Here is a 25,920-nt window from a genome sequence, read left to right on the forward strand (position 1 = left end):
TGTCGTTGTCAGGCGAGGAGCTGTCGCATCGTCTCGCGGTTGGTGCGGACACCCTTGGCCGGATCGGCGGCGGCGATGTCCGATTCTTCTTCAAGCACGAGCCAGCCGTTGAAGTTCGGGCTCGCCGCGACAATGTCGACAACCGCGCGCGTGTCGCAGATTCCGGAACCCAACATCTGCCAGTCCCCGGCCGCGTCGACATCCTTCAGGTGCAGGTAGCGGATGCGGTCGCGATAGGTCGAAAGCGTGTCGAGGATATCCATGCCGCCGCGGAGGATATGACCAGTATCGGGCACCCAGCCGAGCAATGCCGGGTCGGTCAGGCCGAAGAGCCGGTCATAGTCGGCGCGGCTGAACAACAGCGTGTTGTGGTGCGAACTCGGATGCACGGCGACCGGTACGCCCGCCTTCCGGCCCAGTTCGCCGGCGCCGTTGTATAGCGCCGCCGCGGCGGCGAACTTGCCGTCGAGATCGCCCGGCGACACGACGGTGGCGCTGCCGAGCGACAGCACGGCGCCGGGAAACGCAGCAACGAAATCGAGAGTGCGATCGATCATGGCCAGATCGCTCTCCAGCCGGGCCGGCTCCGTATAGCCGCTGCCGCTCGCGCAGGCGAAGGCGGCCAGTTCCAGCCCTCTCGCCGCCAGCGCCCGGCCGAAAGCCTCCGGCTTGCCGGCATAGTCGCCGATCATCGTGTCGGTGATCTCGATGCCGGAATAGCCCGCCGCCGCGATGGCATCGAGCAGGTCGTCCGGGCCGCCCTTCCAGCGGTCCCCCAGCATTTCCCACGTGTAGGTCTGGCAGCCGATCTGCAGCATGATGAGCGGGTTCCGGGTTCCGGGTGGCGACGTCGCATTTTCGTTCAAATCATGCTTGCTGTTTTATGCGCGCCGGTCAAGCATGATGACGCACGAATGCGCATCGATGCGCAGCGCGCCGTTCGAGGAGGACTGGCGTGACGTCAGAGGCGGGGAGACACTGAATGAAACGATTGGGAATTGGCGTGATCGGCTGCGGCAACATCGCCAGCACCTATCTGCGCAATGCGGCGCTGTTTCCGGGCGTGGAACTGCGCGCGTGCGCCGACATGCAGCCGGAGGCGGCGCAGAGACGCGCGCGCGAATTCGGCATCCAGGCCCTCGGCGTCGACGCGCTTTTTGCCGCCGACGATATCGATCTCGTGCTGAATCTGACGGTCCCGAACGCCCATTTCGACATCTCGATGGCCGCCCTCTCCGCCGGCAAACACGTCTTCACCGAGAAGCCGCTGGCCGCCACGGCCGCAGAGGGCCGCAAGCTCGTGGCCGAAGCGAAGCAGCGGAATCTCGCCATCGGCTCGGCACCCGATACCTTCCTTGGCGCGGCAGGCCGGCTGGCGCGACGACTGATGGATGAGGGCGCCATCGGCCGGGTTGTCGCCGGCACGGCTTTCATGATGGGCCGCGGCATGGAGCACTGGCATCCGGCACCGCAATTCTATTATCAGCCGGGCGGCGGGCCCGTCCTCGACATGGGGCCCTACTACGTCACCATGCTGGTCAATCTTCTCGGACCGGCGAAGCGGGTAATGGCGCTTAGCACGATCGGACAGGCCGAGCGGCTCATCACGGCGCCCGGCCCGAACCATGGCACGGCTTTCCCGGTCGGCACGCCGACAACGATCATGGCGCTGATCGAATTCGTCTCCGGTGCGAGCGTGACGCTGGGCATGAGCTGGGATGTCTTCCGGCACGGCAATCATCCGATCGAGCTGCACGGCACGGAGGGATCCCTGCGCCTGCCCGATCCTGACACCTTCGGGGGCACGGTTGCGCTCAGCCGACTCGGCGAGGCCTGGGAGGAGCTGTCGACGGCGGAGACGCTGAACGGTCGCATTAACTGGCCCTATGACGCGCCGGACCGCGCCAATTATCGCATGCTGGGCGTCGCCGATCTCGCCCGCTCCCTCGACGGCGGAACGCCTGCGCGCGCCTCCGGCGATCTGGCGCTGCATGTGCTGGAGGTTCTGGAGGGCATCCTTCAGGCCGGCGCATCGGGTTCGGCTGTAACACTGCCCGAATGCGAGGTGCGGCCGGCGAGCCTCACGGAAGCCGAGGCGGCGGAACTGCAGGCTGGCTGACTTTTGCGCGCACTCCGTGCATTTGCCGTTAGCCATTCCATCAAAGCGCGATGCAAAGCGGCGGACGGCGATCTATATTGGTTCGCAACCGCTTATTCGGCTTCGGCGACAGGAGACCATGATGAGACGCTTTTCCCTGGCAGCGCTTGCCCTCGTTGCCGGCGTGACCGCCGCCAGCGCGCAGACGGAGGCGATCGCGCCCGTTGATTCCGCCCAGTTCCGCAAGCTTTCCTGCGACCAGATCGCCGCCCGCATCCAGGCGCTGAACATTCCGATCTCCAGCAACAACAACAGCTGGGACGAGCTTCGCCGCAACCCGACGCTGCAGTTCGTCCTGCTCGGCATCCGGACGCCTAACCCGACCTATGATGATTTCATGGCGCATGCGCGCGGCGAACGGATCGCGCTGATCGAGGTCGCCGTAGCCAAGAACTGCGCTGCCCAGCGCGGCATCCGGTAGCGCCTCACGACGACCTGTCGGGATCAGGAAAGGCGGCGGCTTCCCTCCGCCGCCTTTCGTTCGCGGGCATCGGTTCCCGCATGAAGCCATGCTCGCAACGATAACGGGGTTGGGGATCAATGTCGGGGCACGCCCGGATCGATTGGGTCGACTATGCCAAGGGCTTCTGCATCGTCATGGTGGTGATGATGCATTCGACGCTTGGGGTCGAAAAAGCCGCCGGGGCAGAAAGCTGGCTTGGCCATCTCGTTGCTTTCGCGCGCCCGTTCCGCATGCCGGACTTCTTCCTGATCTCGGGCCTGTTCCTCGCCCGCGTCATCGATCGCGACTGGCGCACCTACGCCGACCGCAAGATCATCCATTTCGCCTATTTCTACGTCCTTTGGCTGGTAATCCAGTTCGCCTTCAAGGCGCCCGGCATGGCGGCCGAGGACGGCGTCGGGGCCGCGCTCGGACAATTCCTGCTCGCCTTCATCGAGCCGTTCGGCACGCTGTGGTTCATCTACCTGCTGCCGATCTTCTTCGCCGTGACCAAGCTGCTGCGCGGTGTACCACCCTGGATCGTGCTGGTCGCGGCGGCGGCGCTCGAGATCGCCCCGATCCATACGGGATGGACCATCCCCGACGAGTTCGCGTCGCGCTTCGTCTATTTCTATGCCGGCTATCTGTTCGCGCCGCAGGTGTTTCGTCTGGCGGCCGCTGTCATCGCCCAGCCGGGCCTCGCGATTCTCGGCCTGGTCGCCTGGGCGATGATCAACGGCTACGCCGTCTTCGCCGGCGTGTCGGAGATGCCCTTCATCGGCCTTTGCCTCGGAATTCTCGGCGCCTGCGCCGTCGTCGCCTTTTCGGCTCTGCTCTCGAAGGCCGACCTGATGGCGCCGTTGCGCTATTGCGGCGAGCATTCGATCGTCATCTACCTCGCCTTCTTCCTTCCCATGGCGGCGACGCGCGTCCTGCTGCTGCGCACAGGAATCATCCCGGATCTTGGCACCGTCTCGCTGATCGTCACCGCCGTTGGCGTCGTCGTGCCGATCCTTCTCTATTGGGTCGTGCGCGACACGCGCCTGCGCTTCCTGTTCGAGCGGCCCGCCTGGGCGCGCATCGACCGCGTGAAGACGCCGAAATTCGCGCCGGCTGAATAGGATGGCCTCGCTCGGAAAGCCCACCATCGTCTGGCTGCGCGACGACCTCCGCCTCGCCGACAATCCGGCGCTGACTGCCGGAGCGCGCATCGGTGCACCGTTGGTCGTCGTCTATGTTCTCGACGAGATGAGCGAGGGCATTCGCCGGCTCGGCGGCGCTTCCAAATGGTGGCTGCACGGATCGCTCGATGCCTCGGGCAAGGCGCTGGCGAAGCACGGCCAGAGGCTGGTGCTGCGGCACGGACCGGCGCAGGACGTCCTGCTCAAGCTGGCCGATGAACTCGGCGCCGGTCACGTGTTCTGGAACCGGCGCTATGGCGGCGGCGAACGCGCCGTCGATGCGGCCATCAAGGCCGGGCTGAAAGACAGGGGGATCGCGGTCGAGAGCTTCCAGGCCAACCTGCTCTGCGAGCCCTGGACCATCCGCACCAAGGCCGATCAGCCGTTTCGCGTCTTCACGCCGTTCTGGAACGCCTGCCGGACGCAGATGCCGCCACGGGAGCCCCTGCCCGCGCCAGATGAATTGCCCTCGCCGGTCGATGGCGTGGGGTCCGACAGCCTCGCCGACTGGAAGCTGCTGCCGACCCGGCCGGACTGGGCCGGCGGCCTGCGCGACAGCTGGACACCGGGCGAGGACGGCGCTCAGGCCAGGTTTCAGGCCTTTCGCGCGGAAAAGCTGAAGGACTATGCGGCGCATCGCGACGAACCGGCCGCCGACGTCTCATCAAGACTGTCGCCGCATCTGCGATTCGGCGAGATCAGCCCGTTCCAGCTCTGGCACGGCGTTTCACCGGAAGGCCTCGGCGATGGGACAAAGATCAGCCAGGCCAATGTCGACAAGTTCCTGTCGGAGATCGGCTGGCGCGAATTCTCGTGGCACCTGCTGTTCCACCAGCCCGATCTCGCGATGCGGAATTTCCAGCCGCGCTTCGACGCCTTTCCGTGGCCCGCCGTCAACGAGGCCGCGCTGGTCGCGTGGCGAAAGGGCCGGACCGGTATCCCGATCGTCGATGCCGGCATGCGGGAGCTCTGGAAGACCGGCTTCATGCACAATCGTGTGCGGATGATCGTCGCCTCGTTCCTGATCAAGAACTTGATGGTCGACTGGCGCATCGGCGAGGCGTGGTTTTGGGACACGCTGGTCGATGCGGATGCCGCGAACAATCCGGCGAGCTGGCAATGGGTCGCCGGTTCTGGCGCCGACGCGGCTCCTTACTTTCGCGTTTTCAACCCGGTTCTGCAGGGCGAAAAATTCGATGCGGCCGGAGACTATGTCCGCCGCTTCGTCCCGGAACTGGCGGATGTCCCCGCCAAGCAGATCCATGCCGCCTGGAAGGCTGGCGGTGTCCCCGGATATCCCGGGCCGATTGTAGATCTCGGTGCTACGCGCGAGAGGGCTTTGCGTGCCTTTCAGCAGATGCGCGAGGATGATGTGGATTCGTCTTCCGGATTTGACGATGATTGAAGCATGATATTTCGCGCGCATGGAAGCTGCCGGGGAATGGTGCTTTGCCCGGCGGGCCTGCTTGAAGCCAGTCTGTGGGCCCGCTAGCCTCCCCGCCTCTCGTACAAGAAAGCAATCATGGCCGTCCTCCCCTCCGTCATCGAAGCCATCGGCAACACGCCCCTGATCCGCCTGCGTCGTGCATCCGAGGAGACGGGCTGCGAGATCCTCGGCAAGGCAGAATTCCTGAATCCCGGTCAGTCGGTGAAGGACCGCGCCGCGCTGTTCATCATTCGCGACGCGATCGCCAAGGGTCAGCTACGGCCGGGCGGCACGATCGTCGAGGGCACGGCGGGCAACACGGGAATCGGCCTGGCGCTCGTCGCGAGCGCGCTCGGCTTCAAGACGGTAATCGTGATTCCCGAGACGCAGTCGCAGGAAAAGAAGGATGCGTTGCGCCTCGCCGGCGCCGAGCTGATCGAAGTTCCGGCCGTCCCCTACAAGGATCCGAACAATTACGTGAAGCTATCCGGCCGGCTCGCCGAGCAACTGGCCAAGACGGAGCCGAACGGCGCGATCTGGGCCAACCAGTTCGACAATGTCGCCAACCGCCAGGCCCATATCGAGACGACCGGCCCCGAGATCTGGGCGCAGACCGAAGGCAGGATCGACGGCTTCGTGTCGGCGGTCGGCTCCGGCGGCACGCTCGCCGGCATCGGCATCGCGCTGAAGGAACGCAACCCCAGCGTCCAGATCGCCCTCGCCGATCCGCTCGGCGCCTCGCTGTTCAGCTATTACACCACCGGCGTGCTGAAGGCGGAGGGATCGTCGATCACCGAGGGCATCGGCCAGGGCCGCATTACCGCCAATCTCGAAGGCGCGCCGGTCGACACCGCCTACCAGATCACCGACGCCGAGGCGCTCGAAGTCGTGTTCGACCTCGCCGAGCATGAGGGGCTCTGCCTCGGCGGCTCATCCGGCATCAACATCGCCGGCGCCATCCGCCTCGCCAGGACGCTGGGCCCCGGCCACACGATCGTGACGATCCTCTGCGATTACGGCACGCGCTATCAATCGAAGCTGTTCAACCCGGCTTTCCTGCGCGAAAAGGGACTGCCGGTCCCCGGCTGGCTCGAACGCCACTCCGACATCTCCGTCCCCTACGAAAAGGCGCCGTAATGACCGAGACGACCCTGCTCTTCCGCGACGATGCCTATCTTTCGACCGCCGAGGCCAGGGTCATCGGCGTCAACGATCGCGGCGGCATCCTCCTCGACCGGTCGATCTTCTACGCTACCGGCGGCGGCCAGCCCGGCGATACCGGCACGCTGGAGCGTGAAGACGGCTCGATGATCCAGATCGCGACCACGGTCTATGGCGACAGCAAGAGCGAGATCGTGCATGTCCCGGCGGAGGGCTCCGCCCTGCCGGCGCCGGGCGAAACACTGGTCCAGCACATCGACTGGACGACGCGGCACCGCCACATGCGCATCCACACCGGCCTGCATCTCCTGACGGTCGCCCTGCCGTTCCCGGTTTCGGGCGGCCGCGTCGGCGCCGACGAAGGGCACCTCGACTTCGACATCGACGGCGCCGTGCCGGCGAAGGAGGCGATCGAAGAGAGGCTGAACGCGCTCGCCGCCGCCGACCATCCCGTTTCGACGGAGTGGATCACCGACGAGGAATTGCTGGCCAATCCGGGCCTCGTCAAGACGATGAGCGTCATGCCGCCGATGGGCAGCGGCCGGGTGCGCCTCGTTCGCATCGGTGACATCGATCTGCAACCTTGCGGCGGTACGCATGTGCAGTCGACTGCCGAGATCGGCCCGCTTGTCGTCGCCAAGATCGAGAACAAGGGCAAGCAGAACCGGCGTGTGCGCATCCGCTTCGCCTGACCGCGCCCGCTGGGTAACCGAGTATCGGAGATGGCCATGATCGACCGCGCTACCACTTTCGTTTCGACCGAATGGCTCGCCGAACGGCTCGGCGACCCGTCCATCGCCATCGTCGACGCCTCCTGGTACCTGCCGAACGCCAATCGCGACGCGGCGGCGGAATTCGGGGCCTCGCACATCCCCGGTGCGATCTATTTCGACCTCGACAAGGTGGCCGACACCAGCTCCGGCCTGCCGCATATGCTGCCTTCGGCCGAGCAGTTCGGCGCGACGGTCGGCGATCTCGGCATTTCCGAGACGCAGACCATCGTCGTCTATGACGGCGCGGGCCTGTTCTCGGCGCCCCGCGTCTGGTGGACGTTCCGCGTCATGGGCGCGAAGGATGTGCGCATCCTCGAAGGCGGCTTCCCGAAATGGACCGCCGAGGGACGTCCCGTCGAAGCGGGGGCGACGTCTCCGGCGCCGAAGGTGTTCCACGCCCGCCTCGACGCCGCCCAGGTTCGATCGATCGCCGACATGCGCCGGCTGGTCGCCGATCGCAGCGTCACCATCGTCGACGCCCGTCCCGGCGAGCGCTTCCGTGGCGAGCAGGCCGAACCGCGAGCGGGCCTGCGGTCCGGCCACATGCCGGGTAGCCGCAATGTGCCGTCGGGCTCCCTCGTCTCCAATGGCGCGCTGAAGAGCGGGCCCGAGATCGCGGCAGCGTTCGCCGCTGCCGGCGTCGATCCCGCGCGCCCCATCGTCACCAGTTGCGGCTCCGGCGTCACCGCCGCGATCCTCGCCCTGGCGCTCGGCACGATTGGCGCCGAGACGGTCGCGCTCTATGACGGCTCCTGGGCCGAATGGGGCGGCGCCGAAGAAGCCCCGGTCGTCACCGGTCCGGCCGAGCAGTAGCGGAGGAGCGAGCGATGGAGTCCCGCGTTGTCGCCGTCGCGCTCAGCCCCACCCACAGCTTCAGCAAGGCGCTGCAGGCCGAGATCCGCCTCATCGCGGGCATGGGGGTCGAGGGCGACGCGCATATGGGCGAGACGGTGAAGCATCGCTCGCGCGTCGCGCAGGACCCGACGCAGCCCAATCTGCGGCAGGTCCATCTCGTTCATGCGGAATTGCTCGACGAATTGCAGGCCGGCGGATTCGCGGTAGGTCCCGGGACGATCGGCGAGAACGTCACCACCCGCGACATCGACCTGCTCGGCCTGCCGCGCGGCGCACTGCTGCGTCTCGGTCCAGACGCCGTGGTCGAGGTGACGGGATTGCGCAATCCCTGCATACAGCTCGACCACTACCAAAAGGGCCTGACGTCCGCGACGCTGGACCGCGACGCGGACGGCAATCTCATCCGCAAGGCCGGCGTCATGGGGATCGTCAAGGCCGGCGGCGTGGTGCGGCCCGAAGACCGAATCCGCGTCGTCCTCCCCACCGGACCGCACCAGGCGCTCGAACGCGTCTGATCCCCACGCAACCTGAACGGGCCATTCAGCCACCGTTCAGCAGCGTTCTGCGCATATGTCCCTCATGGTTGCCGCAATTGATCGGCATGCAGCAGGCACATTCGGACGTATCGCCGGATCTGTCACGGACAACGGCCGGCCCAGGCCAAGCTTCAGGAATCCCATGAGACCTTCCCAGTTTCTCCTGTTTTCGTCGGTTGCGCTCCCGGTCCTGCTGGGCGGCACATCGCTGGCCTTCGGCGAAGAGGCCGGCTTTAACGCCCGGCCGATCGTCGTCGCCCAGGCCGAGGACCGGGTTGCCCGTGCCAAGGAGCTCCTGGAGCAGGCACAGGAATCGCTCAAGCAGGCCGAAGACACCGGTGGCGACGTGCGCGCCGCGCGCCGCGGCGTCGCCGATGCGATGAAGGACCTGCGGTCGGCCGAAACCGCCGCGGGCGGCGCTCCTGCTCCGGATTCCGCGCCCAGCCCGTCGGAAGAACGGCCGATGCGCCCCGCCCGTCCGGCAGAGGCCAATCCGCCGGCCGAAGGCGGCAGCCAGCCGAAGCCGTACCAGCCGCCGGCCGGTGCCAAGAAGCCCGAGGCGCCCGCAGCCAAGCCTGCCCCGGCTCCCTCGCCCGCCCAGACGCCGCCAACGAAGCCTGCCCCGGACCGCAAGCCGGCGCAACCCGCGCAGGGCGAAGCGAAACCGAAGCCGTCCCAGTCGCCGACCGCCCAGCCCGACAAGGCCCGTCCGGCGCCCGACCGCCGTCCGGACGATGCCGGCAGTCGTCCGCCACGCAACGATCAAAGCCGTCCGGATTCGGCTCGGTCCGGCAACGAGCAGCGGCCGCGTCCCGATGCCCGTCCGCCCCGCCCGGGCGATCGCGAGCAGGGTTCCTACCGCGACGACTATCGCGGTGCGCCGCGCGACGTGTTCATCGACGGTTCGCGCCCCGGCGATCGCGAAGTGCCGCCGCCTCCGGGCGCCTATCGCGACGATCCCCGCCCCTACCGCCCGAATGGCCGCTTCATCGATGGTGGCCGTGCCTCCGAGCGGCAGATCGAGGACACGTTCCGCGCGGCGCCGGTCCAGCGCATCGATCGGGGCTATTCGATGAACGAGATCCGCCGTGATCCTCGCGTGCGCGACATGGTGCGCCGCGTCGATATCGATACCATCACCTTCGAGTTCGGCTCGGCCCGCGTTCCCGACGATCAGGTACGAAAGCTGCAGTCGATCGGCCGCGCCATCAGCCGCGTCGTCTACCGCAACCCGGACGCGGTCTTCCTCATCGAGGGCCACACCGACGCGGTCGGCACCGACCTCGCCAATCTGGAGCTGTCGGATCGCCGCGCGGCCGCGGTCGCCGGCATCCTGTCGGATTATTTCGATATTCCCCGCGACGCGCTCGTCAGCCAGGGCTACGGCAAGCGCTACCTGAAGATCCCGACCGACGCGCCGGAACGGCAGAACCGCCGCGTCACCATCCGCAACATCACGCCCCTTCTGCATGGTGGCTACTGAGGCGGATTCCGGACAGGGACCTCGCAGGGCGAACCGGAAGAACCGGTTCGCCGGAGCCCTCCACAAGCGAAGGAGCCCGGCAGGTCTACTGCCGGGCTCCTTCGTTTCAGGACAAAACGGACGGATCCATCAGTGCAGGATCTGGCTCAGGAAGAGCTTGGTCCGCTCATGCTGCGGATTGGTGAAGAAGCTGACGGGATCGTTCTGCTCGATGATCTGGCCGCCATCCATGAAGATGACCCGGTTCGCCACCTGGCGGGCGAAGCCCATCTCGTGCGTTACGCAGATCATCGTCATGCCCTCGAGCGCCAGCCCGACCATGACGTCCAGCACTTCCTTGATCATTTCGGGATCGAGGGCCGAGGTCGGCTCGTCGAAGAGCATGACGCGCGGGTTCATGCAGAGCGAGCGGGCGATGGCGACGCGCTGCTGCTGGCCGCCGGAAAGCTGGCCAGGATATTTGTTGGCCTGTTCCGGGATCTTGACGCGCTTCAGATAGTGCATCGCGATGTCCTCGGCTTCGCGCTTCGGCATCTTGCGCACGTTGATCGGCGCGAGCGTGCAATTCTCCAGAATGGTCAGGTGCGGGAACAGGTTGAAGTGCTGAAACACCATGCCGACCTCGCGACGGACTTCGTCGATCTTGCGGAGGTCGTTGGTAAGTTCCTTGCCGTCAACGACAATCTTGCCCTTCTGGTGTTCCTCGAGGCGGTTGATGCAGCGGATCAACGTCGACTTGCCCGAGCCGGACGGCCCGCAGATGACGATCCGTTCGCCGCGCATGACCTTGAGGTTGATGTCGCGCAGGACGTGGAACTCGCCGTACCACTTGTTGACGCCGACCATCTCGACCGCGACGTCGGTCGAGGAAACAGCCAGTTCGGGCGGAGCGGGCTGCAGGTCGGCGGTAGCGACGGAAAGATCCGACATCACAATTTCCCCTTGAACATCATCTGCGACCCCGGTCGAGCCGTCTTTCTGTAAACGCAGCATAGCGCGACATCGAGAAACAGAATGCCCAAAACACCATGGCTGCGAAGATATATCCCGTCAGTCCCGTCACCGGCGAGGCCCATTTCGCGTCGTTGGCCGAGGCCTGGATCTGGCCGAGGAAGTCATAGAGGCCGATGATGATCACCAGCGTCGTATCCTTGAACAGCGAGATAAAGGCGCCGACGATGCCCGGTATCACGACGCGCAGAGCCTGCGGCAGGACGATCTTGCGCATCATCTGCCAATAGCCGAGGCCGAGCGCCATGGCGCCCTCATACTGGCCGCGCGGGATCGCCTGCAGGCCGCCGCGGATGGTTTCCGCCATATAGGCCGCCTGGAACAGCGCCACGCCAATCAGCGCCCGCAGCAACTTGTCGAAGGTGACGCCGTCGGGCAGGAATAGCGGCAGCATCACCGAGGCCATGAAAAGCACGGTGATCAGGGGCACACCGCGCCAGACCTCGATGAAAATCGTCGAGGCGAGTTTCACGACCGGCATATGCGAGCGCCGTCCGAGCGCCAGCAGGATGCCGAGTGGCAGCGAGGCGACCATGCCGGTGATGGCCACGACGAGAGTGACCAGCAATCCCCCCCAATTCGCCGTCTCGACTGGTTCAAGCCCGAAATCGAAGCCGAACAAGGCGAGCACGACCGCGATGCCGGCGAGCACGATGGCAAGGGTACGACCCGAACCGCGAACCGGCTGGCCCGACATCCAGGCAAACACCCGCACGGCGAGCAGCAGCAGCGCCGACAGGATCGCGTAGTCGAGCGCGAAGCGAAGCGGCGAAGGCGGCATGACGGAGCCAAGAAACAGGCCGCCCTGGTAGCGGACATGCCCACCGGTCAGCAGGATGAAGGCGGCGACCGGGAAGACGATGAGCAGATAGAGGGCGTTCAGGCGTTTGTAGGAGACGCGAGGGATCAGCATCGGGATCAGCCCGATGATCAGCATCAGGAACACGAGGTCGACGCGCCAGCGCTGGTCGATCGGATAGCGTCCATAGATGAATTGCGGCAGATAGGCCTTCACATAGGCCCAGCAGGCGCCGGCCGACTGCACGCAGGCCTGCCGGTCGGCGCCTTCCCAGGTGGCGTCGATCAGCGTGAAGCGGATGAAGGGCGTCAGCGCCCAGGCGACGAATGCCAGCAGGACGATCGTCGTGATGCTGTTCAGGGGGGTGGAGAACAGGTTTTGCCGGAGCCATCCGAGGACGCCGACGGAGCTTCTCGGCGGCGCCTGCGGCTGCAGGATCGTGGCGCTGACATAGCCTTGGCTGTTTGGTGCGTTCATGGCGCGGCCCTCACCGCTCGATCAGCGCGGCGCGCTTGTTGAAGTAGCCCATGACGAAGGAAGTCAGCACGCTGAGGCCGAGATAGAACAGCATCCAGATGCTGACGACCTCAACCGCCTGCCCCGTCTGGTTCAGCACCGTGCCGCCGACCGAGACGAGGTCCGGATAGGCGACCGCGACGGCGAGCGAGGAGTTCTTGGTCAGGTTGAGATACTGGTTGGTGAGCGGCGGGATGATCACCCGCATCGCCTGCGGCAGCACCACCAGCCGGAGGACCTGGCCGCCGCGCAATCCGAGCGACGAAGCCGCTTCCGTCTGTCCGCGGGGCACCGCCTGGACGCCGGCCCGCACCACTTCGGCGATGTAGCTCGCCGTGTAGAGCGACAGCGCCAGCAACAGGCCGATGAATTCCGGAATGATGGTCATGCCGGCATCGGACTGGAAGCCCCGACGCAGGAGTGGCCCCGTCTCGTTGAAAACCGGCACGTCGAAATAGGCCGGTCGGCCGGCAGCGAAGAAGGCTATGACCGGCAGGCCGATGATGATGGCCGTATTGATCCGACCGGTCGGCGGGCGGATGCCGGTGCGGTCCTGCCGCTCGCTTCCCCATTTCGAGACAAAGATAGAGATCGCGATCGCGATCGGCACGGCCGCCAGCACCATCCAGGCACCGTCGCTCAGAACCAGCTTCGGAACGTGCAGGCCGCCGATGTTGAGGTGAAAGAAGCCGAGGAACGTCCACTTCTCGCGCATGCCCGGCACGGCGCGCAGAACCGCGAAATACCAGAAGAAGAGCTGCAACAGCAGCGGAATGTTGCGCAAGATCTCGACATAGGCGGCCGCGACACGCGAGAGCAGCCAGTTCGAGGAAAGCCTGGCGATGCCGACGATGAAGCCGAGGATAGACGCGAAGACGATACCGAGGCCGGCGACGAGCAAGGTGTTCAGCAGGCCGATGAAGAGCGCCCGGCCGTAGGAGGAAGCCTCCGTGTAGGCCGCAAGCTTCTGGACGATGCCGAAGCCGGCCGTTCTATCGAGGAAGCCGTATCCCGCGGCGATGTTGGCCTTCTGCAGATTGCGGGCCGTGTTGTCGATGATGTCCCAGACGAACCAGCCGAGGACGAGCACGAAGACAATCTGGAACGCGTAGCCTCGGATCGTCGGATTGTTCAGAAGGGTAGCCATGCGTCCCCCTGCGGACGCCGCGCCTCTGTCAGCCAAACTTGTATCCCCTCATCAACCGGACCTTTGAGGTCAGCCGTCTTGCGACGGTGCGGCCCGGGTCTTGCTGCCCGTTGGCCGCAGCGGAATCCGGGACGGCGACAGCGCCGCCCCGGATCGATGCGCCGATTCTAGCGAATGGGCGGGGCGTACTGGATGCCGCCCTTCGACCAGAGATTGTTCAGGCCACGCGCGATGCCGAGCGGCGTCGAGGGGCCGATATTGGCGTCGAAGATCTCGCCGTAATTGCCGACGCCCTTGATCACGTTGTAGGCCCAGTCGCTGGACAGGCCGATCGGCTCGCCGAAATTGCCCTCGATGCCGAGGAAGCGCTTGATCTCCGGATTATCGGAGGTCTTCTTCTCGTCGATGTTGGCCTTGGTCAGGCCGAGCTCTTCCGCGTTCAGCAGCGCGAACAGCGTCCACTTCGCCAGCGTGAACCACTTGTCGTCGCCCTGGCGGACGGCCGGCCCGAGGGGCTCCTTGGAGATGATCTCCGGCAGGATCATGTGCTCGTCCGGATTGGTCAGCTTCAGGCGTTCGGCATAGAGGCCGGAGGCGTCGGTCGTGTAGGCGTCGCAGCGGCCGGCCTCATAGGCCTGCAGCACTTCCTCGTTCTTCTCGAACGCCACCACCTCGTAGGGCATGTTGTGCGAGCGGAAATAGTCGGCGAGGTTCAGCTCGGTCGTGGTGCCGGTCTGGGTGCAGACCTTGGCACCCGAAAGCTCGAGCGCCGAGGAAACGCCGAGCGACTTGCGGACCATGAAGCCCTGGCCGTCATAATAGGTGACGCCGACGAACTGCAGGCCGAGCGAGCTGTCGCGCGACATTGTCCAGGTGGTGTTGCGGGAGAGAACGTCCACTTCGCCCGACTGAAGCGCGGTGAAGCGCTCTTTGGCGTTCAGCGGCGTGAATTTCACCTTCTTCGGATCGTTGAAGATGGCGGCCGCCATCGCGCGGCAGAAGTCGACGTCGATGCCGCTCCACTCGCCTTTTTCGTCTGTCGCGCCGAAGCCGATCAAATTGCCGCCATTGGCGCCGCATTGAAGAAAGCCCTTGGCCTTCACGTCTTCGAGCGTGCCCGCCTTGGCTGCCGTCGCACCCGTCAGCGCCATCGCGGCGCCAACCAGAATAGAAGCAATCTTTCTGTTCATCGTTCGGCCTTTTGTTCCCCTGGAGTGCCCATCATTTCGATTGGATGCAGTATCGCCTCGTTTGCGAGATCTTGGCTCCGGCCGATCGACATGGCCGGGTCCTGCATTCATTTCGATGCGTCTAGGCCGGGCGACACCCGCCCGTCACTTGATCCAGACCCCGTGTGTCGGAACCTGAATTGACCCCTGCATCACATGGCATTATGCCAAGCGGGTCAAGGGGGCGCGCTTGTGCCGACAGACCATTGTTGAAGCAAGGTTTTTCGAAGAAGGCATGAGCGCGGGACCACGGTTCGGGCCCCCAGCCTGCTAATTTCTTCGGAGTCCTGCATGTCCCGCAATGACCATGGCCAGTCGATCGAAAAGCCGCTGACGCGCCTCGTGCGCAGCGGGCGGGATCACGGCATCACCGGTCCGTTCGTCAATCCGCCGGTCGTGCATGCCTCGACCGTGCTGTTCGAGAATTCGGACGATCTGCTGAGCGGCCAGCAGCGCTACACCTATGGCCGCCGTGGCACGCCGACTATCGAGGCGCTGGAAGGGGCGATCACCGAACTGGAGGGAGCCGAGGGTTCCGTACTCTGCCCATCCGGCCTTTCGGCCGTCTCGACCGCCCTGCTCACTGTGCTGCGCTCCGGCGATCACCTGCTGATGGCCGACAACGTCTATGACCCGGCCCGGAACTTCGCCAGCAACATGCTGAAGCGGCTCGGCGTCGAGACCACCTTCTTCGATCCGCGGATTGGCGCCGCCATCGCGGAACTGTTCAAGCCCAACACCCGCGCCGTCTATCTCGAGAGCCCGGGTTCGCTCACCTTCGAGATCTCCGATATCCCGGCGATTGCCGCCGTCGCCCATGCCCGCGACGCCTTCGTGCTGGCGGACAACACCTGGGCGACGCCCTATTTCTTCAAGCCGCTGGAGCACGGCGCCGATCTCGCCATCCTGGCCGGCACGAAATATCTCTGCGGCCATTCCGACGTGATGATCGGGACCGTCGCCGCCAATGCGCGCGCCTACAAGATGCTCCGCAGCACGCATGGCGACATGGGGCTCTGCGTCGGCCCGGACGACATCTACCTGACTCTGCGCGGCATCCGCACCATGGGCGTCCGGCTCGACCGGCAGATGGAATCGGCGCTGACCGTGGCCCGTTGGCTGCAGGGCCGCACCGAGGTCGCCCGCGTCCTGCATCCTGGCCTGCCGACCGATCCCGGCCACGCGGTCTGGAAGCGCGATATGACGGGATCGAGCGGCCTGTTCGGTATCGTCACGAACGACTGGAGCCTCGACAAGGTCAAGGCGTTCCTGGACGGCCTGCGGCTGTTCGGGCTTGGCTATTCGTGGGGTGGCTATGAGAGCCTGGCGATTATCGGACGCCCGACGCGCACGGCCGTGCCGTGGACGGTCGAGGACCGCATCATCCGGCTTCAGATCGGACTGGAAGACACGTCCGACCTGATCGCCGATCTGGAAGCGAGCTTCGCGCGCGTCAGCAATCTCAGCTGACGGCGCCGCTCTCGCGCGTCAGCTTCCGCTCGTGCAGGATGAACCAGACGTTGCGGAAATAGATGAAGAGGCCTGCTGCCTGACCGGCGATGAACACCGGATCCTTGCGGTAGATGGCATAGATCAGAAGAAGCGCGCCGCCGAGGATCGAAAAGGTCCAGAAGGCGGCGGGCACCACGCTCTTCTTCGCCCGCTCGCTGGCGATCCACTGCACAACGAAGCGCATGGTGAAAAGCGCCTGCGCGACGAAACCGAGCAGGATCCAGACGTCGAACTGCTCCACGAAGACGTGGTGCAGCCAGTTTGCAATTGCGCCGAAAAGATTACCGGCCATCGATCTTCACCTCTGTCGGGGCGGGAAGGTTCTTCCGCCGCCGGATCAACCACCAGACACCGAAGAGATCGAGCGCGCCGACGAGCGCGCGATCCAGGATGCCGTATTTGGACGTACCGTGGCGGCGATTGCGGTCGACCACGTCGACATGCGCCACCTTGTAGCCTTCACGGATCGTCAGGGCCGGCAGATAGCGATGCCAGCCGTCGAAATAGGGGAACAACAAGAAGACTTCGCGACGGACGGCCTTGAGGCCGCAGCCGGAATCGCGCGTGCCGTCCTTGAGGATCGAGCCGCGCAGCCGGTTGGCGAAGCGCGAGGCCATGCGCTTGGCGCCGGAATCGGTGCGCTTGAGCCTCTGGCCGGCGACGAGCGCGGTGCGGGGACCGCCCTGCTCCAGCGCGTCCAGCATGGCCGGCATGAACTCGGGATTGTTCTGGCCGTCGCCGTCGATGGTGAGCACGACGTCGCCGCGCGCTGCGAGCAGGCCCGTGCGCACCGCGGCGCTCTGGCCGCTCGAGCGAGTATCGCGCATCGAGCGCAGCCAGGGGCGATCGCGCATCAGGTCGCGGATCACCGCCGGAGTTGCGTCGGTCGAGCCGTCGTCGACGACGATGATCTCGAAATTGCGACCGGCCAGGGCAGCGGCGATCTCGCCGATCAGCTCGGGCAGGTTCTCCGCTTCGTTCTTGCACGGAATGACAACCGAAACCTCCGGCCGCGACAGCGGCCGGGCGGTGGCGTCATTGCTCGTCAGGACGGTGTCGCCGGGAGCGGGCATCGTCATAGGAACCGTCTCCGATGGACTTGAGCGCCGCGATCCAGATACGCCGCCCCACGAGCGCATCCAGAAGCCCGGCAAAGAGGATCGCGACACGCGCGGGACTTCCGAATGAGATCCGGATCGCCGCAGTGCGCGCGGTTATAGAGCCGGTCGATCCCCGTGCAAAGCCCCAGCCAGCGGCGGCAAAACGTCCGGCTAGCCAGAGGCTGAAGGCATAGCCGAAGATCAATCCGGCCAGGATGTCGCTAGGGTAGTGCGCGGCGACCACCACGCGGCTGCCGGCGATGACAAGACCGAGCAGGAGGAGGCCCAGACGCCAGCGCGGAACGACCAGGAAGCCGAGGGCGATCAGCGCGCCGGCCGTCGTCGCATGACCCGAAGGAAAACTCTGGAAGCTGTAGGCAAATTCGAACGGCCGCAGCACCAGAGCGCCATATTCGTCGAAGGTCGGCGGCCGGCCGCGGCCGATGAACTGCTTGACGATGTTGACGATGATGCCGGAGCCGGCGATCGCCAGAAAGATATAGGCCGCGAGCGCGCCGATCTCGGCCCAGGCGGCGCGCACCAGCGGCGGCACGATCTTCCAGCGGCCCGAGATCAGCACAAGAACCACGACGCCGGCCGGCACCAGCTCCCATTGCGACTTGCCGAAATAGGACAGCCAGTCGCCGACGAAATAGACTGCGCGCGGCAGGGCGCGGGCACGCTGGACCGACAGGCCATCGAAGGCGAGACCGACGATCAGGATCAGTCCCACGCTGATGATGACCAGCGCCAGAATGTCGGAAAGCTGGAACACCGGCGCATGGATCGACGGGCGCTGTTCAACCCGGCGGATCCGTTCGGCGATGGCCGCGCAGTTCTCGCGCGGCCAGGACAGGCGCTTGGAAAGACGGAAACGCCAGACGCTCACGGAGTCGCGCTCCGCGAGACGAGCACATGGAGATCGAGCATCCGGCCGCCATTGAGCGCATAGCCATGGACACGACCCGCCTCGTCCACCATCATTCCGAGATCCTCTGCCCGCTCTTTGAAGCTCTGCAACTGCCGGCTCTCGACAAAGGCGGCGCGGCAGTCGCCTCCGGCGAGGAAGTTGGCAGCGCCGCTGCCATCCGTCAGCAGCGTGTCCGTTCCGGCGAGAAGCACGAGGCTCGGTTCGGCATAGCCCGCGCTCGCGAAGCGCGGACCGGTGCAGGAGAGAGCCTCATGGCCGGCACGCGCCAGGTTTTCGCTGATCCGTGTCTGCTGATAGCCGGGCAGCACCATGCCGAAAATTCCGAGATACGTGATCATCGCCGACAGGACTGCGACGATGCTGCTTGATATGGGCGACAGCGTGAACAGCTTGCCGGAAACCAGTCCGACCAGGACGGCGACGAGCTGGACGAGGATGCCGACGACCGGTATCGGCTCGCCGAGCAGGACGGCGACGACGGCCGCGACGATGGCGAAGGCGAACGGGAACAGCGCCGCGCCGGAGGCGGCGAAACGCGCGAACCAGCCGCTCGTGCGGACGCCGCCCCCGTCGAGCGCAGCGGCTGTCGCCAGCGCCATCAGCGGATAGAGCGGCAGCACGTAATGCGGCAACTTGGTCGGAGTGGCCTCGACGGCGAGCCAGAATGGCACCACCGATACGACCGCATAGAGGATCGCCGGCTGCCTGAACCGGTCCATGATCCAGGAAATGCCGGCGGTGAAATAGGCGGCGGCGGGCCAGAAGGTGAAGAACATCAGCAGCAAATATGCGCCGGGCGGCGCGCCGTGCGATTCCTGGACGCTGACGACCTTGCCGATCAGGTCCTTGCCGACCGCTTCCTGGAAGAAGGCGCCTTTGCTGGCGATGCCGATCGCCACGAACCAGGGCGCGACAACCACCACCATCCAGATCAGGCCGGGCAGCGGCGCCAGTTGCTTGAACCAGCGGAACGAGCCGCCGACGAGCGACAGCAGGATCAACGGACAGGCGACCGCCGCTAGCCCGACAGGGCCCTTGATCAGGATCGAGGCGCCAAGCGCCGTCCAGAAGATCGCGGCGAGCCGGAGGTTCCGCTCTGTCGATTGCGAGAGCCAGGCACGGGCCAAAGCGCCATGCGCCACCAGGATGGTCGCCAGCAGCACGGCGTCCGTCTTGGCCAGCCGCGCCTCGACGCCGAGCAACACCGTGGACGCCATCAGCAGGCCGGCGAGCAGCGCCACGCGCGGACGCCCGAAGGCCATCGCCAGCCACCAGGTCAGGCAGGCGGCGAGAATCGCACCGATCATCGAAGGCAGGCGATAGACGCCGATCGGCGCGTCCGGTCCCGTGCCAGTCGCCCAGACAGCGACCGATTGCAGCCAGTAGATGCCGATCGGCTTCTTGTAGCGGGTTTCTTCCTGCAGTCGGATATCGAGGTAGTTGCCGGTCTCGACCATCTGGTGCGTCGCCTGCGCGAAGCGCGGCTCGTCGCGGTCGACCGGCGGCAGCGTGGCGAGGCCTGGCAGGAAGGAGAGCAGGGCCACGACCGCGATCAGGGCAAGGCTCGCCGAAGACGAGCCCGCGATCCGGTCCACCGCCCGTTCGATCCTCGTCGCGAGACGCGCCCAGATCGTGTCCGTCCCGCCTGCGGTCGCCTCGGCCCTGCTCACGCGCTTACCGTCCCATCGACATTCGTGCCCGAAGCCAGCGGGATATAGCGAACTCCGTTCGGCAGCAACAGCCGCGGAAGCTCCGCGCCGATCGATCGCATGTAGCCACGGGATCCGTTTGAGAAATCGATCACAGCCCAAACACATTCCGCATGCTAACAGTCGGGCATGGATGAATGGATCGCCCTTGGAATCATTGCCCTGATCGCGCTGCCGGTCATGGCTATCTCTGCCTTTATCATGTCGCTCGGCGCGCGTCGGCGAATCCGGGCGCTCGAATCACGCCTGAGCCTTCTGGAACAAAGGCCACCGGCCGTGTTCGGTGCGGCTGTCTCGCCGATCGCACCGTTCCCGATCGCCGATATCGAGACGCCGGCGCCCGAGGCCGACATCGTCGCCGTCCCGCCAGAGGCCGAAGAACCGCCGCCGGAGTTGATTGCGGCATCGCAGGAGACGGCCCCTACGGCGCCGAAGCGGCCGAAGGAGAGCTTCGAGCAGAAGCTCGGCGCGCGCTGGGCGGTCTGGGTCGGCGGCCTGGCGCTGGCGCTCGGCGCGATCTTCCTGGTCCGCTTCTCGATCGAGGCAGGCCTGCTCGGCCCCGGCGTTCGCATCGCCTTCGGCGCACTGTTCTCGATCGCCCTGCTCGCCCTCGGCGAATGGCTGCGCCGTTCCGACCGGATCACGGCGATCTCGCGCATCCCGGCCGCCAATGTCCCCGGCATCCTGACGGCGGCCGGCACCGTCGGCCTGTTCGCCACGGTCTATGCGGCCTATTCGCTCTATGGACTGATCGGCCCGATGGCGGCCTTCATCCTGCTCGCGCTGATCGGCATGGCCACCATGGCCGCCGCTGGCCTGCATGGCGCGTGGCTCTCGGGCCTCGGCCTCGTCGGCTCCTATGTCACCCCGCTGCTCATCACATCCGACAATCCCAACATCCTGGCGCTGATGATCTATCTGATCGTCGTAACCGCGTTTGCGTTCGCACTGGCACGGTTGCGGCTGTGGCGCTGGCTGGCGATCGCCGCCAGTGTCGCCGCGATCCTCTGGGGCGCCGCCATGGTCATGGCCGGCGCTGGGGCGATCGAGAGCGGCATCTATGCGATCGTGCTGCTGGCGCTCGCATCGGTCTTCCTCGTTGTCGACGTCCAGCGCGACGGCACAACCGACCGACCCGACTGGTTCGCCGTCGGCGTCCTGGCCGGTCTTGCCGCCCTGCTGGTGCTCGGCGCCGTCGCCCGCGACTATGCCTCCGCCAGCATCGCCGCCAGCCTGATCGGCGGCGCCATGCTGCTGCTGATCTCCCGCCGCTACGACGCCGTCGCCTTCGTCTCGCCGGTGGCCGCGATCGAGCTCATCGCCCTGCTCTTCTTCTGGCCGGCCGCTGCGCAGGCGGCGCGCGAGCCGGTCACCTACATCGTCGATGCGCTTTCGACCTACTTCCCCCTCCCCGACGCCATCCGCATGTTCGGCATCGTCGGCCTGCTCGGCGCCGCCGCCTTGATCGCGACGGCGCTGGCGCGACTGCTGGCGAAGCCGAATGCCGGCCCCTTCGCGACCTCGGCTCACGCGGGCGCTGCGAGCGCCGGCCCCGTCGTCGCGGCCATCGTCGCCTATCTCCGCATCACGGGCTTCGTGTCCAGCATCGGCTTTGCCGCGATCGCGCTGGCGCTGGCCGCCCTCTATGCCGTGTTGACGGAACGCTTCGCCCGCCGTGAACGGCCCGGCAAGGCGCTCGATCAGGTACCGACGGGACTCTTCGCCGCCGGCGCCATCGCCGCCATTGCCTGCGCCATGACCATGGCGCTCGAGGGCGGCATCCTGACGACGGCGCTGGCGCTCGCTGCGCTTGGCGCGGCCTGGGTGCAGTTGCGACGTCCGATCGGCGTGCTGCGCTACGGTGTGGCCGTCCTGGCACTGCTCGTCCTCGCCCGCGTCGCCTGGGACCCGTACATCTTCGGCGTCCGGTCCGGCGGCGGCGTCTATCTCTCCATCCTGATCGGCTACGGCATTCCGGCCGCCGCCTTCGCCGTTGCCTCCGTTCTGCTGCGGCGGGTTCGGGTCGACCGCGCCGTGTTCGCGGCGGAGGCGCTGGCAGTCATCATGGCCGCGCTGCTGGTGGTGTTCGAGATCCGCGCCATCGTCTTCGGTGGCGACCTGCTGACACCGGCAACCGCCCTCAGCGAACAGGGCCTTACGACCGCAGCAGCCTTTGCCTTCGCGCTGGGCCTGTCGCGGCTGGCGCAGAGCCGCCCGAGCCCGGTCTTCCGACTGGGCGGCGTGCTGGCCCGTATCCTCGGCCTGCTCAACGCGGTGATCGGCCTCGGCTTCGTCGTCAATCCGCTCCTGACCGGAGACCCGGTCGGCGGCGGAGCGGTCCTCAACGAAATCCTGCTCGCCTATGGCCTTCCGGCCGTCCTCGCGGGCCTCGTCGCCTTCCGCGCGCCGCCGGCGCAACTGCGCTGGCTGCAGACGGCGACGGGTGCCGTCGCGCTGATCCTCGCCTTCATGGCGGTGACGCTGGAGATCCGATTCCTGTTCTCCACCTCGCCGGATCTCTCCCGCGATGCCGTCGGTTCGGCCGAGTCCTATGCCTATTCGGCCGCCTGGCTGGCGCTCGGCATCCTGTTGCTCGCCTTCGGGCTGGTGTTCCGCCAGCGGGCGGCCCGCCTCGCCTCGGCGCTGCTGATCGTGGTCACGGTCCTCAAGGTCTTCCTGATCGACATGTCGAATCTGGAAGGCGTCTGGCGGGCGCTGTCGTTCATGGGCCTCGGCGCCGTGCTGATCGGCATCGGCCTCGTCTATCAGCGACTACTGTTCGGCGGTGCCAGATCCGCGAATGAGCCGGACGAGACGCCGCCGGAAGCCGGCGCGACGACCGGCGCCTAGACGATCCAGCAGGAACTCCCTTCGCCGCGCCCCGTTGAGCGAGCGAAGGGAGATTTCCATGCCTGATCCCAACCGCCCCGTCCTCGCCACGCCGGGACCCGACGTGCCCGATCCGGGCCAGCCGCCCAAGCCGGCGCCGCCGGTGCATGATCCGAAGCCGCAGCCCGACCAGCCGCCGCGTCCGCCGGATATTCCACCGATCCCGCCACAGGAACTGCCGGGCAATCCCGACGTGCCCAATCCGGTGCCGCCGCAGCCTATGCCGCCGATCCACGACCCGCAGCCGCAGCCGGATCCGCCACCGAGCCCGCCGGATATCCAGCCGGTGCCGCAGGAATTGCCCGGCAATTCGCCGCAGGAGTTCCCGATCACCGAACCGCGCGGCTGATCCGTCTTGACGCCCGCACGGGCCGGGGCCATGAAAGCCCCGAGCCACACATGCGCGCCACAGACACCACCTCCCCCATCCTTCTTGTCGGCCCCTCCTGGGTCGGCGATATGGTCATGGCCGCGAGTCTGGTCGCGGCCATCCGGCGGCGTTTTCCCGACCGTCCGGTCGATGTCCTGGCGCCACCGGCCTCGCTGCCGATTTCGACGCTGATCGAGGGCGTCCGCAACGCCATTCCGCTCGGCTTTGGCCATGGCCAGTTCGGCCTCTCCGGTCGCTGGAAGATCGGCCGTTCGCTGAAGAGCGCCGGCTATGGCACGGCGATCGTGCTGCCGCGCGCCTTCAAGGCGGCGATCCCGCCCTTCGCGGCGCGGATCCCGGAACGGATTGGCTATGCCGCCGAGGGGCGCAGTATCCTCCTGACCGATGCGCGCAGCGACGCCGACCGCAAGACGGCCCGCACGATCGACCGCTTCGTCGCGCTCGCAGGCCCCTCCGGCAAGCCGCCCGCCTCGCCGCGGCCTCTGTTGCAACAGCCGAAGATCGATCTCGCTGATCTCCGTACCCGCTTCGGTCTTGGCGAGGACCGTCCGGTTCTGGGCCTATGCCCCGGCGCCGAATACGGCCCGGCAAAACAGTGGCCGGCAGCGAAATTCGCGGCGCTCGCCCGTCTCGCCGACGAGGCCGGCTATTGCGTGCGCCTCTTCGGCGGTCCGAAGGACAAGGCGATCTCTGCTGAGATAGCCCAGCTCGCCGGTGTTGCCATCGATGATCTCTCCGGCAAGACCTCGCTGATTGAGGCGGCCGCCCTGCTCGGCCGCTGCGCCGCCGTCGTATCGAACGATTCGGGCCTGATGCATGTCGCCGGAGCGCTCAACCGGCCGCTGGTGGTCGTCTACGGGTCGAGTTCCGAGAAGATGACGCCGCCGACAGCACCAAATGCCGAGATCGTCTCGATCGAGCTTTCCTGCCGGCCCTGCTTCAAGCGCGAATGCCCGCTCGGCACGCTGGCCTGCCTCGAGGGGATCGATGCGCAACGTGTCTTCGCAGCCGTGCAGCGCGTGATCGCCGTGGCCGAAGCTGGGTCCGCCGGTTCCATCCATCCCTGACTTACGATATCCAACCGCCGACACGCCGATCCGGCGCGGGCTTGAGGAAGATGCCGATGAGCGTGAATTCGAGAGACGGACGCGACACGATCCTGGTGACCGGCGGCGCCGGCTTCATCGGATCCAACATGGCGCGCGCGCTCGCAGCCGATGGCTGGCGCATCGTCGTCTCCGACTGGTTCGGCACCGGCCGCAAATGGCTGAACGTCGCCGATGTCCTGCTCGATGACGTGATCCTTCCAGAGGCTACCCTTGCCTGGCTGGAGCAGAATCATCGCCGCGTCGAGGCGATCGTCCACATGGGCGCGATTTCAGCGACCACCGAGCAGGATGTGGACCTGATCGTCGAGCGAAACATCCGCGCCACGCTGGATCTCTGGGCGCTGTCGGCCCGCCACGCCATCCGCCTTATCTATGCCTCCTCCGCCGCTACCTATGGCGACGGCAAGGACGGCTTCGTCGACGAGCAGGATCCCGCGCATCTGGCGAAGCTGCGGCCATTGAACGCTTATGGCTGGAGCAAGCTCGCCGTCGACCGCCGCATCATGGATGACGTCCGCGCCGGCCGCCCCACGCCGCCGCAATGGGCCGGCCTCAAGTTCTTCAACGTCTACGGCCCGTTCGAGGCGCACAAGGACGATATGCGCTCGGTGATCCACAAGATCTATCCGACCGCCGCCGCCGGCGAAGCCGTGACCCTGTTCCGTTCACATGACCCCAATTATGCCGATGGCGGCCAGTTGCGCGATTTCGTCCATGTCGCCGATTGCGTCGATGTCGCGCGCTGGCTGATCGGCAGCCCTGCTGTCAGCGGCATCTTCAATGTCGGCACCGGCAAGGCGCGCAGCTTCGCCGATCTCGCGCGGGCCGTGTTCAAAGCTGCGGGCCGCGAGCCGGTGATCGACTATGTCGACATGCCGGAGCGGATTCGCAACGCCTACCAGTATTTCACGGAAGCCGACATGACCAAGCTGCGCCGGGCCGGCTACAACGCCGACTTCCGCTCGCTGGAGGACGGCATCCAGAGCTATGTCGGCGACTATCTCGCCAAGGGCGTCGCGCTTTGAGCGAAACCCTGCGCCCGGCGGCGTTTCTCGACCGCGATGGCGTCATCAATGTCGATCACGGCTACACCTATAAGCCGGAAGACCTCGCCTTCATCGAGGGGGCGCCCAACGCCATCCGCCGGCTGAACGAGGCTGGCTATCTGGTCGTCGTCGTCACCAACCAGTCCGGCGTGGCGCGGGGCTATTACGGCGAAGTGGACGTCGAGCGCTTCCACGCCCATATGCAGGCGGAACTCGCCAAGTCGGGTGCGAAGATCGATGCGTTCTACAGCTGCCCCTACCACCCGGAGGGCGTCGTCGCTGCCTACCGGCTCGACCATCCCGACCGCAAGCCGAAGCCCGGCATGATTCTGCGTGCGCTCCGGGATCTGCCGATCGACGCCGGCCGATCCTTCCTGATCGGCGATCTGCCGACCGACGTTCAGGCGGCGACGGCGGCGAACATTGCGGGACATCGCTTTCCCGGCGGGGATCTTGACGATTTCGTTGCCGGGGTGCTCCTACAGGCGGGCGCCCCCCTCGGGCCCAAATAGGATC

At 66.3% G+C, this 25,920-nt stretch carries 24 protein-coding genes; 15 read left to right on the forward strand and 9 right to left on the reverse strand.

Annotated features, from left to right (window positions below; translation table 11 throughout):
- Positions 1–8: 8 nt before the first annotated feature.
- Positions 9–818, reverse strand: coding sequence for a sugar phosphate isomerase/epimerase family protein (locus tag OSH07_RS05305; protein WP_266337574.1), 810 nt, complete (start codon positions 816–818; stop codon positions 9–11).
- Between the two features lie 164 nt (positions 819–982).
- Between OSH07_RS05305 and OSH07_RS05310 the strand changes: the two genes are divergently transcribed.
- The 9 genes from OSH07_RS05310 (at position 983) to OSH07_RS05350 (ending at position 10,015) form a co-directional block, all read left to right on the forward strand.
- Positions 983–2,119 (forward strand): Gfo/Idh/MocA family protein, encoded by a 1,137-nt coding sequence (locus OSH07_RS05310; protein ID WP_266337575.1) that lies wholly within the window; start codon positions 983–985, stop codon positions 2,117–2,119.
- 121 nt (positions 2,120–2,240) lie between these two features.
- Positions 2,241–2,579, forward strand: coding sequence for a hypothetical protein (locus tag OSH07_RS05315; protein WP_266337576.1), 339 nt, complete (start codon positions 2,241–2,243; stop codon positions 2,577–2,579).
- A gap of 119 nt (positions 2,580–2,698) precedes the next feature.
- Positions 2,699–3,721 (forward strand): acyltransferase family protein, encoded by a 1,023-nt coding sequence (locus tag OSH07_RS05320; RefSeq protein ID WP_266337577.1) that lies wholly within the window; start codon positions 2,699–2,701, stop codon positions 3,719–3,721.
- A gap of 1 nt (position 3,722) precedes the next feature.
- Positions 3,723–5,186, forward strand: coding sequence for a cryptochrome/photolyase family protein (locus OSH07_RS05325; protein ID WP_266337578.1), 1,464 nt, complete (start codon positions 3,723–3,725; stop codon positions 5,184–5,186).
- Between the two features lie 117 nt (positions 5,187–5,303).
- Entirely contained in the window at positions 5,304–6,344 is a 1,041-nt protein-coding gene (locus OSH07_RS05330; protein ID WP_266337579.1) for a cysteine synthase A, read from the forward strand.
- Positions 6,344–7,060 carry an alanyl-tRNA editing protein gene (locus OSH07_RS05335; RefSeq protein WP_266337580.1) on the forward strand — a complete coding sequence of 239 codons (717 nt, stop codon included), beginning with the start codon at positions 6,344–6,346 and terminating at the stop codon, positions 7,058–7,060. The genes OSH07_RS05330 and OSH07_RS05335 overlap by 1 nt, the downstream gene beginning before the upstream one ends.
- Before the next feature lie 36 nt (positions 7,061–7,096).
- The gene (sseA, locus tag OSH07_RS05340; protein ID WP_266337581.1) at positions 7,097–7,954 is read left to right on the forward strand and encodes a 3-mercaptopyruvate sulfurtransferase; all 858 of its coding nucleotides are present in this window, start codon (positions 7,097–7,099) and stop codon (positions 7,952–7,954) included.
- Positions 7,955–7,968: 14 nt separating this feature from the next.
- The gene (locus OSH07_RS05345) at positions 7,969–8,511 is read left to right on the forward strand and encodes an MOSC domain-containing protein (protein ID WP_266337582.1); all 543 of its coding nucleotides are present in this window, start codon (positions 7,969–7,971) and stop codon (positions 8,509–8,511) included.
- Positions 8,512–8,674: 163 nt separating this feature from the next.
- Positions 8,675–10,015, forward strand: a complete 1,341-nt coding sequence (locus OSH07_RS05350; protein WP_266337583.1) for an OmpA family protein — start codon at positions 8,675–8,677, stop codon at positions 10,013–10,015.
- A gap of 129 nt (positions 10,016–10,144) precedes the next feature.
- Here the strand turns inward: OSH07_RS05350 and OSH07_RS05355 are convergent, their stop codons facing one another.
- From OSH07_RS05355 to OSH07_RS05370, 4 genes are all read right to left on the reverse strand, one after another.
- Positions 10,145–10,945: an amino acid ABC transporter ATP-binding protein gene (locus tag OSH07_RS05355; protein ID WP_277614166.1), complete on the reverse strand. Its 801-nt coding sequence runs from the start codon at positions 10,943–10,945 to the stop codon at positions 10,145–10,147.
- Positions 10,946–10,964: 19 nt separating this feature from the next.
- Positions 10,965–12,302, reverse strand: a complete 1,338-nt coding sequence (locus OSH07_RS05360) for an amino acid ABC transporter permease (RefSeq protein WP_266337584.1) — start codon at positions 12,300–12,302, stop codon at positions 10,965–10,967.
- Between the two features lie 10 nt (positions 12,303–12,312).
- Positions 12,313–13,488: an amino acid ABC transporter permease gene (locus OSH07_RS05365; RefSeq protein ID WP_266337585.1), complete on the reverse strand. Its 1,176-nt coding sequence runs from the start codon at positions 13,486–13,488 to the stop codon at positions 12,313–12,315.
- Between the two features lie 167 nt (positions 13,489–13,655).
- Entirely contained in the window at positions 13,656–14,678 is a 1,023-nt protein-coding gene (locus OSH07_RS05370; RefSeq protein ID WP_266337586.1) for an amino acid ABC transporter substrate-binding protein, read from the reverse strand.
- A 330-nt stretch (positions 14,679–15,008) separates the two neighbouring features.
- On the opposite strand from OSH07_RS05370, the gene metC reads away from it, so the two are divergent.
- Positions 15,009–16,187 carry a cystathionine beta-lyase gene (gene metC / locus OSH07_RS05375; protein ID WP_266337587.1) on the forward strand — a complete coding sequence of 393 codons (1,179 nt, stop codon included), beginning with the start codon at positions 15,009–15,011 and terminating at the stop codon, positions 16,185–16,187.
- Here metC and OSH07_RS05380 read toward each other — a convergent pair.
- From OSH07_RS05380 to OSH07_RS05395, 4 genes are read right to left on the reverse strand one after another with little or no spacing between them, the layout of a single operon-like run.
- Complete coding sequence (locus OSH07_RS05380; protein WP_266337588.1) at positions 16,180–16,521, reverse strand: lipid-A-disaccharide synthase N-terminal domain-containing protein; 342 nt, start codon at positions 16,519–16,521, stop codon at positions 16,180–16,182. The two genes, metC and OSH07_RS05380, sit on opposite strands and share 8 nt — an antisense overlap.
- A complete protein-coding gene (locus tag OSH07_RS05385) occupies positions 16,511–17,308 on the reverse strand; it encodes a glycosyltransferase family 2 protein (RefSeq protein WP_266337589.1) in 798 nt (265 codons plus the stop codon). The genes OSH07_RS05380 and OSH07_RS05385 overlap by 11 nt, the downstream gene beginning before the upstream one ends.
- On the reverse strand, positions 17,265–18,218 hold the full coding sequence (locus tag OSH07_RS24430; RefSeq protein ID WP_266337590.1) for a phosphatase PAP2 family protein: 954 nt from the start codon (positions 18,216–18,218) through the stop codon (positions 17,265–17,267). Before OSH07_RS24430 ends, OSH07_RS05385 begins: the two co-directional genes overlap by 44 nt.
- Positions 18,215–19,855 carry an ArnT family glycosyltransferase gene (locus tag OSH07_RS05395; protein WP_266337591.1) on the reverse strand — a complete coding sequence of 547 codons (1,641 nt, stop codon included), beginning with the start codon at positions 19,853–19,855 and terminating at the stop codon, positions 18,215–18,217. The genes OSH07_RS24430 and OSH07_RS05395 overlap by 4 nt, the downstream gene beginning before the upstream one ends.
- A 390-nt stretch (positions 19,856–20,245) precedes the next feature.
- Here OSH07_RS05395 and OSH07_RS05400 point away from each other — a divergent pair, with 390 nt between their 5' ends.
- Genes OSH07_RS05400 through OSH07_RS05420 form a run of 5 tightly spaced genes read left to right on the forward strand, consistent with a single transcriptional unit; the run spans position 20,246 to position 25,916 of the window.
- Positions 20,246–22,819 carry a DUF2339 domain-containing protein gene (locus OSH07_RS05400; protein ID WP_266337592.1) on the forward strand — a complete coding sequence of 858 codons (2,574 nt, stop codon included), beginning with the start codon at positions 20,246–20,248 and terminating at the stop codon, positions 22,817–22,819.
- 58 nt (positions 22,820–22,877) lie between these two features.
- Entirely contained in the window at positions 22,878–23,207 is a 330-nt protein-coding gene (locus OSH07_RS05405) for a hypothetical protein (protein WP_266337593.1), read from the forward strand.
- A gap of 50 nt (positions 23,208–23,257) precedes the next feature.
- Complete coding sequence (gene waaF, locus OSH07_RS05410) at positions 23,258–24,316, forward strand: lipopolysaccharide heptosyltransferase II (protein WP_266337594.1); 1,059 nt, start codon at positions 23,258–23,260, stop codon at positions 24,314–24,316.
- Between the two features lie 56 nt (positions 24,317–24,372).
- On the forward strand, positions 24,373–25,383 hold the full coding sequence (gene rfaD / locus OSH07_RS05415; RefSeq protein ID WP_266337595.1) for an ADP-glyceromanno-heptose 6-epimerase: 1,011 nt from the start codon (positions 24,373–24,375) through the stop codon (positions 25,381–25,383).
- Positions 25,380–25,916, forward strand: a complete 537-nt coding sequence (locus OSH07_RS05420; RefSeq protein WP_266337596.1) for a D-glycero-alpha-D-manno-heptose-1,7-bisphosphate 7-phosphatase — start codon at positions 25,380–25,382, stop codon at positions 25,914–25,916. Before rfaD ends, OSH07_RS05420 begins: the two co-directional genes overlap by 4 nt.
- Positions 25,917–25,920 lie beyond the last annotated feature (4 nt).

The sequence above is a fragment of the Kaistia nematophila genome (assembly GCF_026343855.1).
Taxonomy (GTDB): Bacteria; Pseudomonadota; Alphaproteobacteria; order Rhizobiales; family Kaistiaceae; genus Kaistia; species Kaistia nematophila.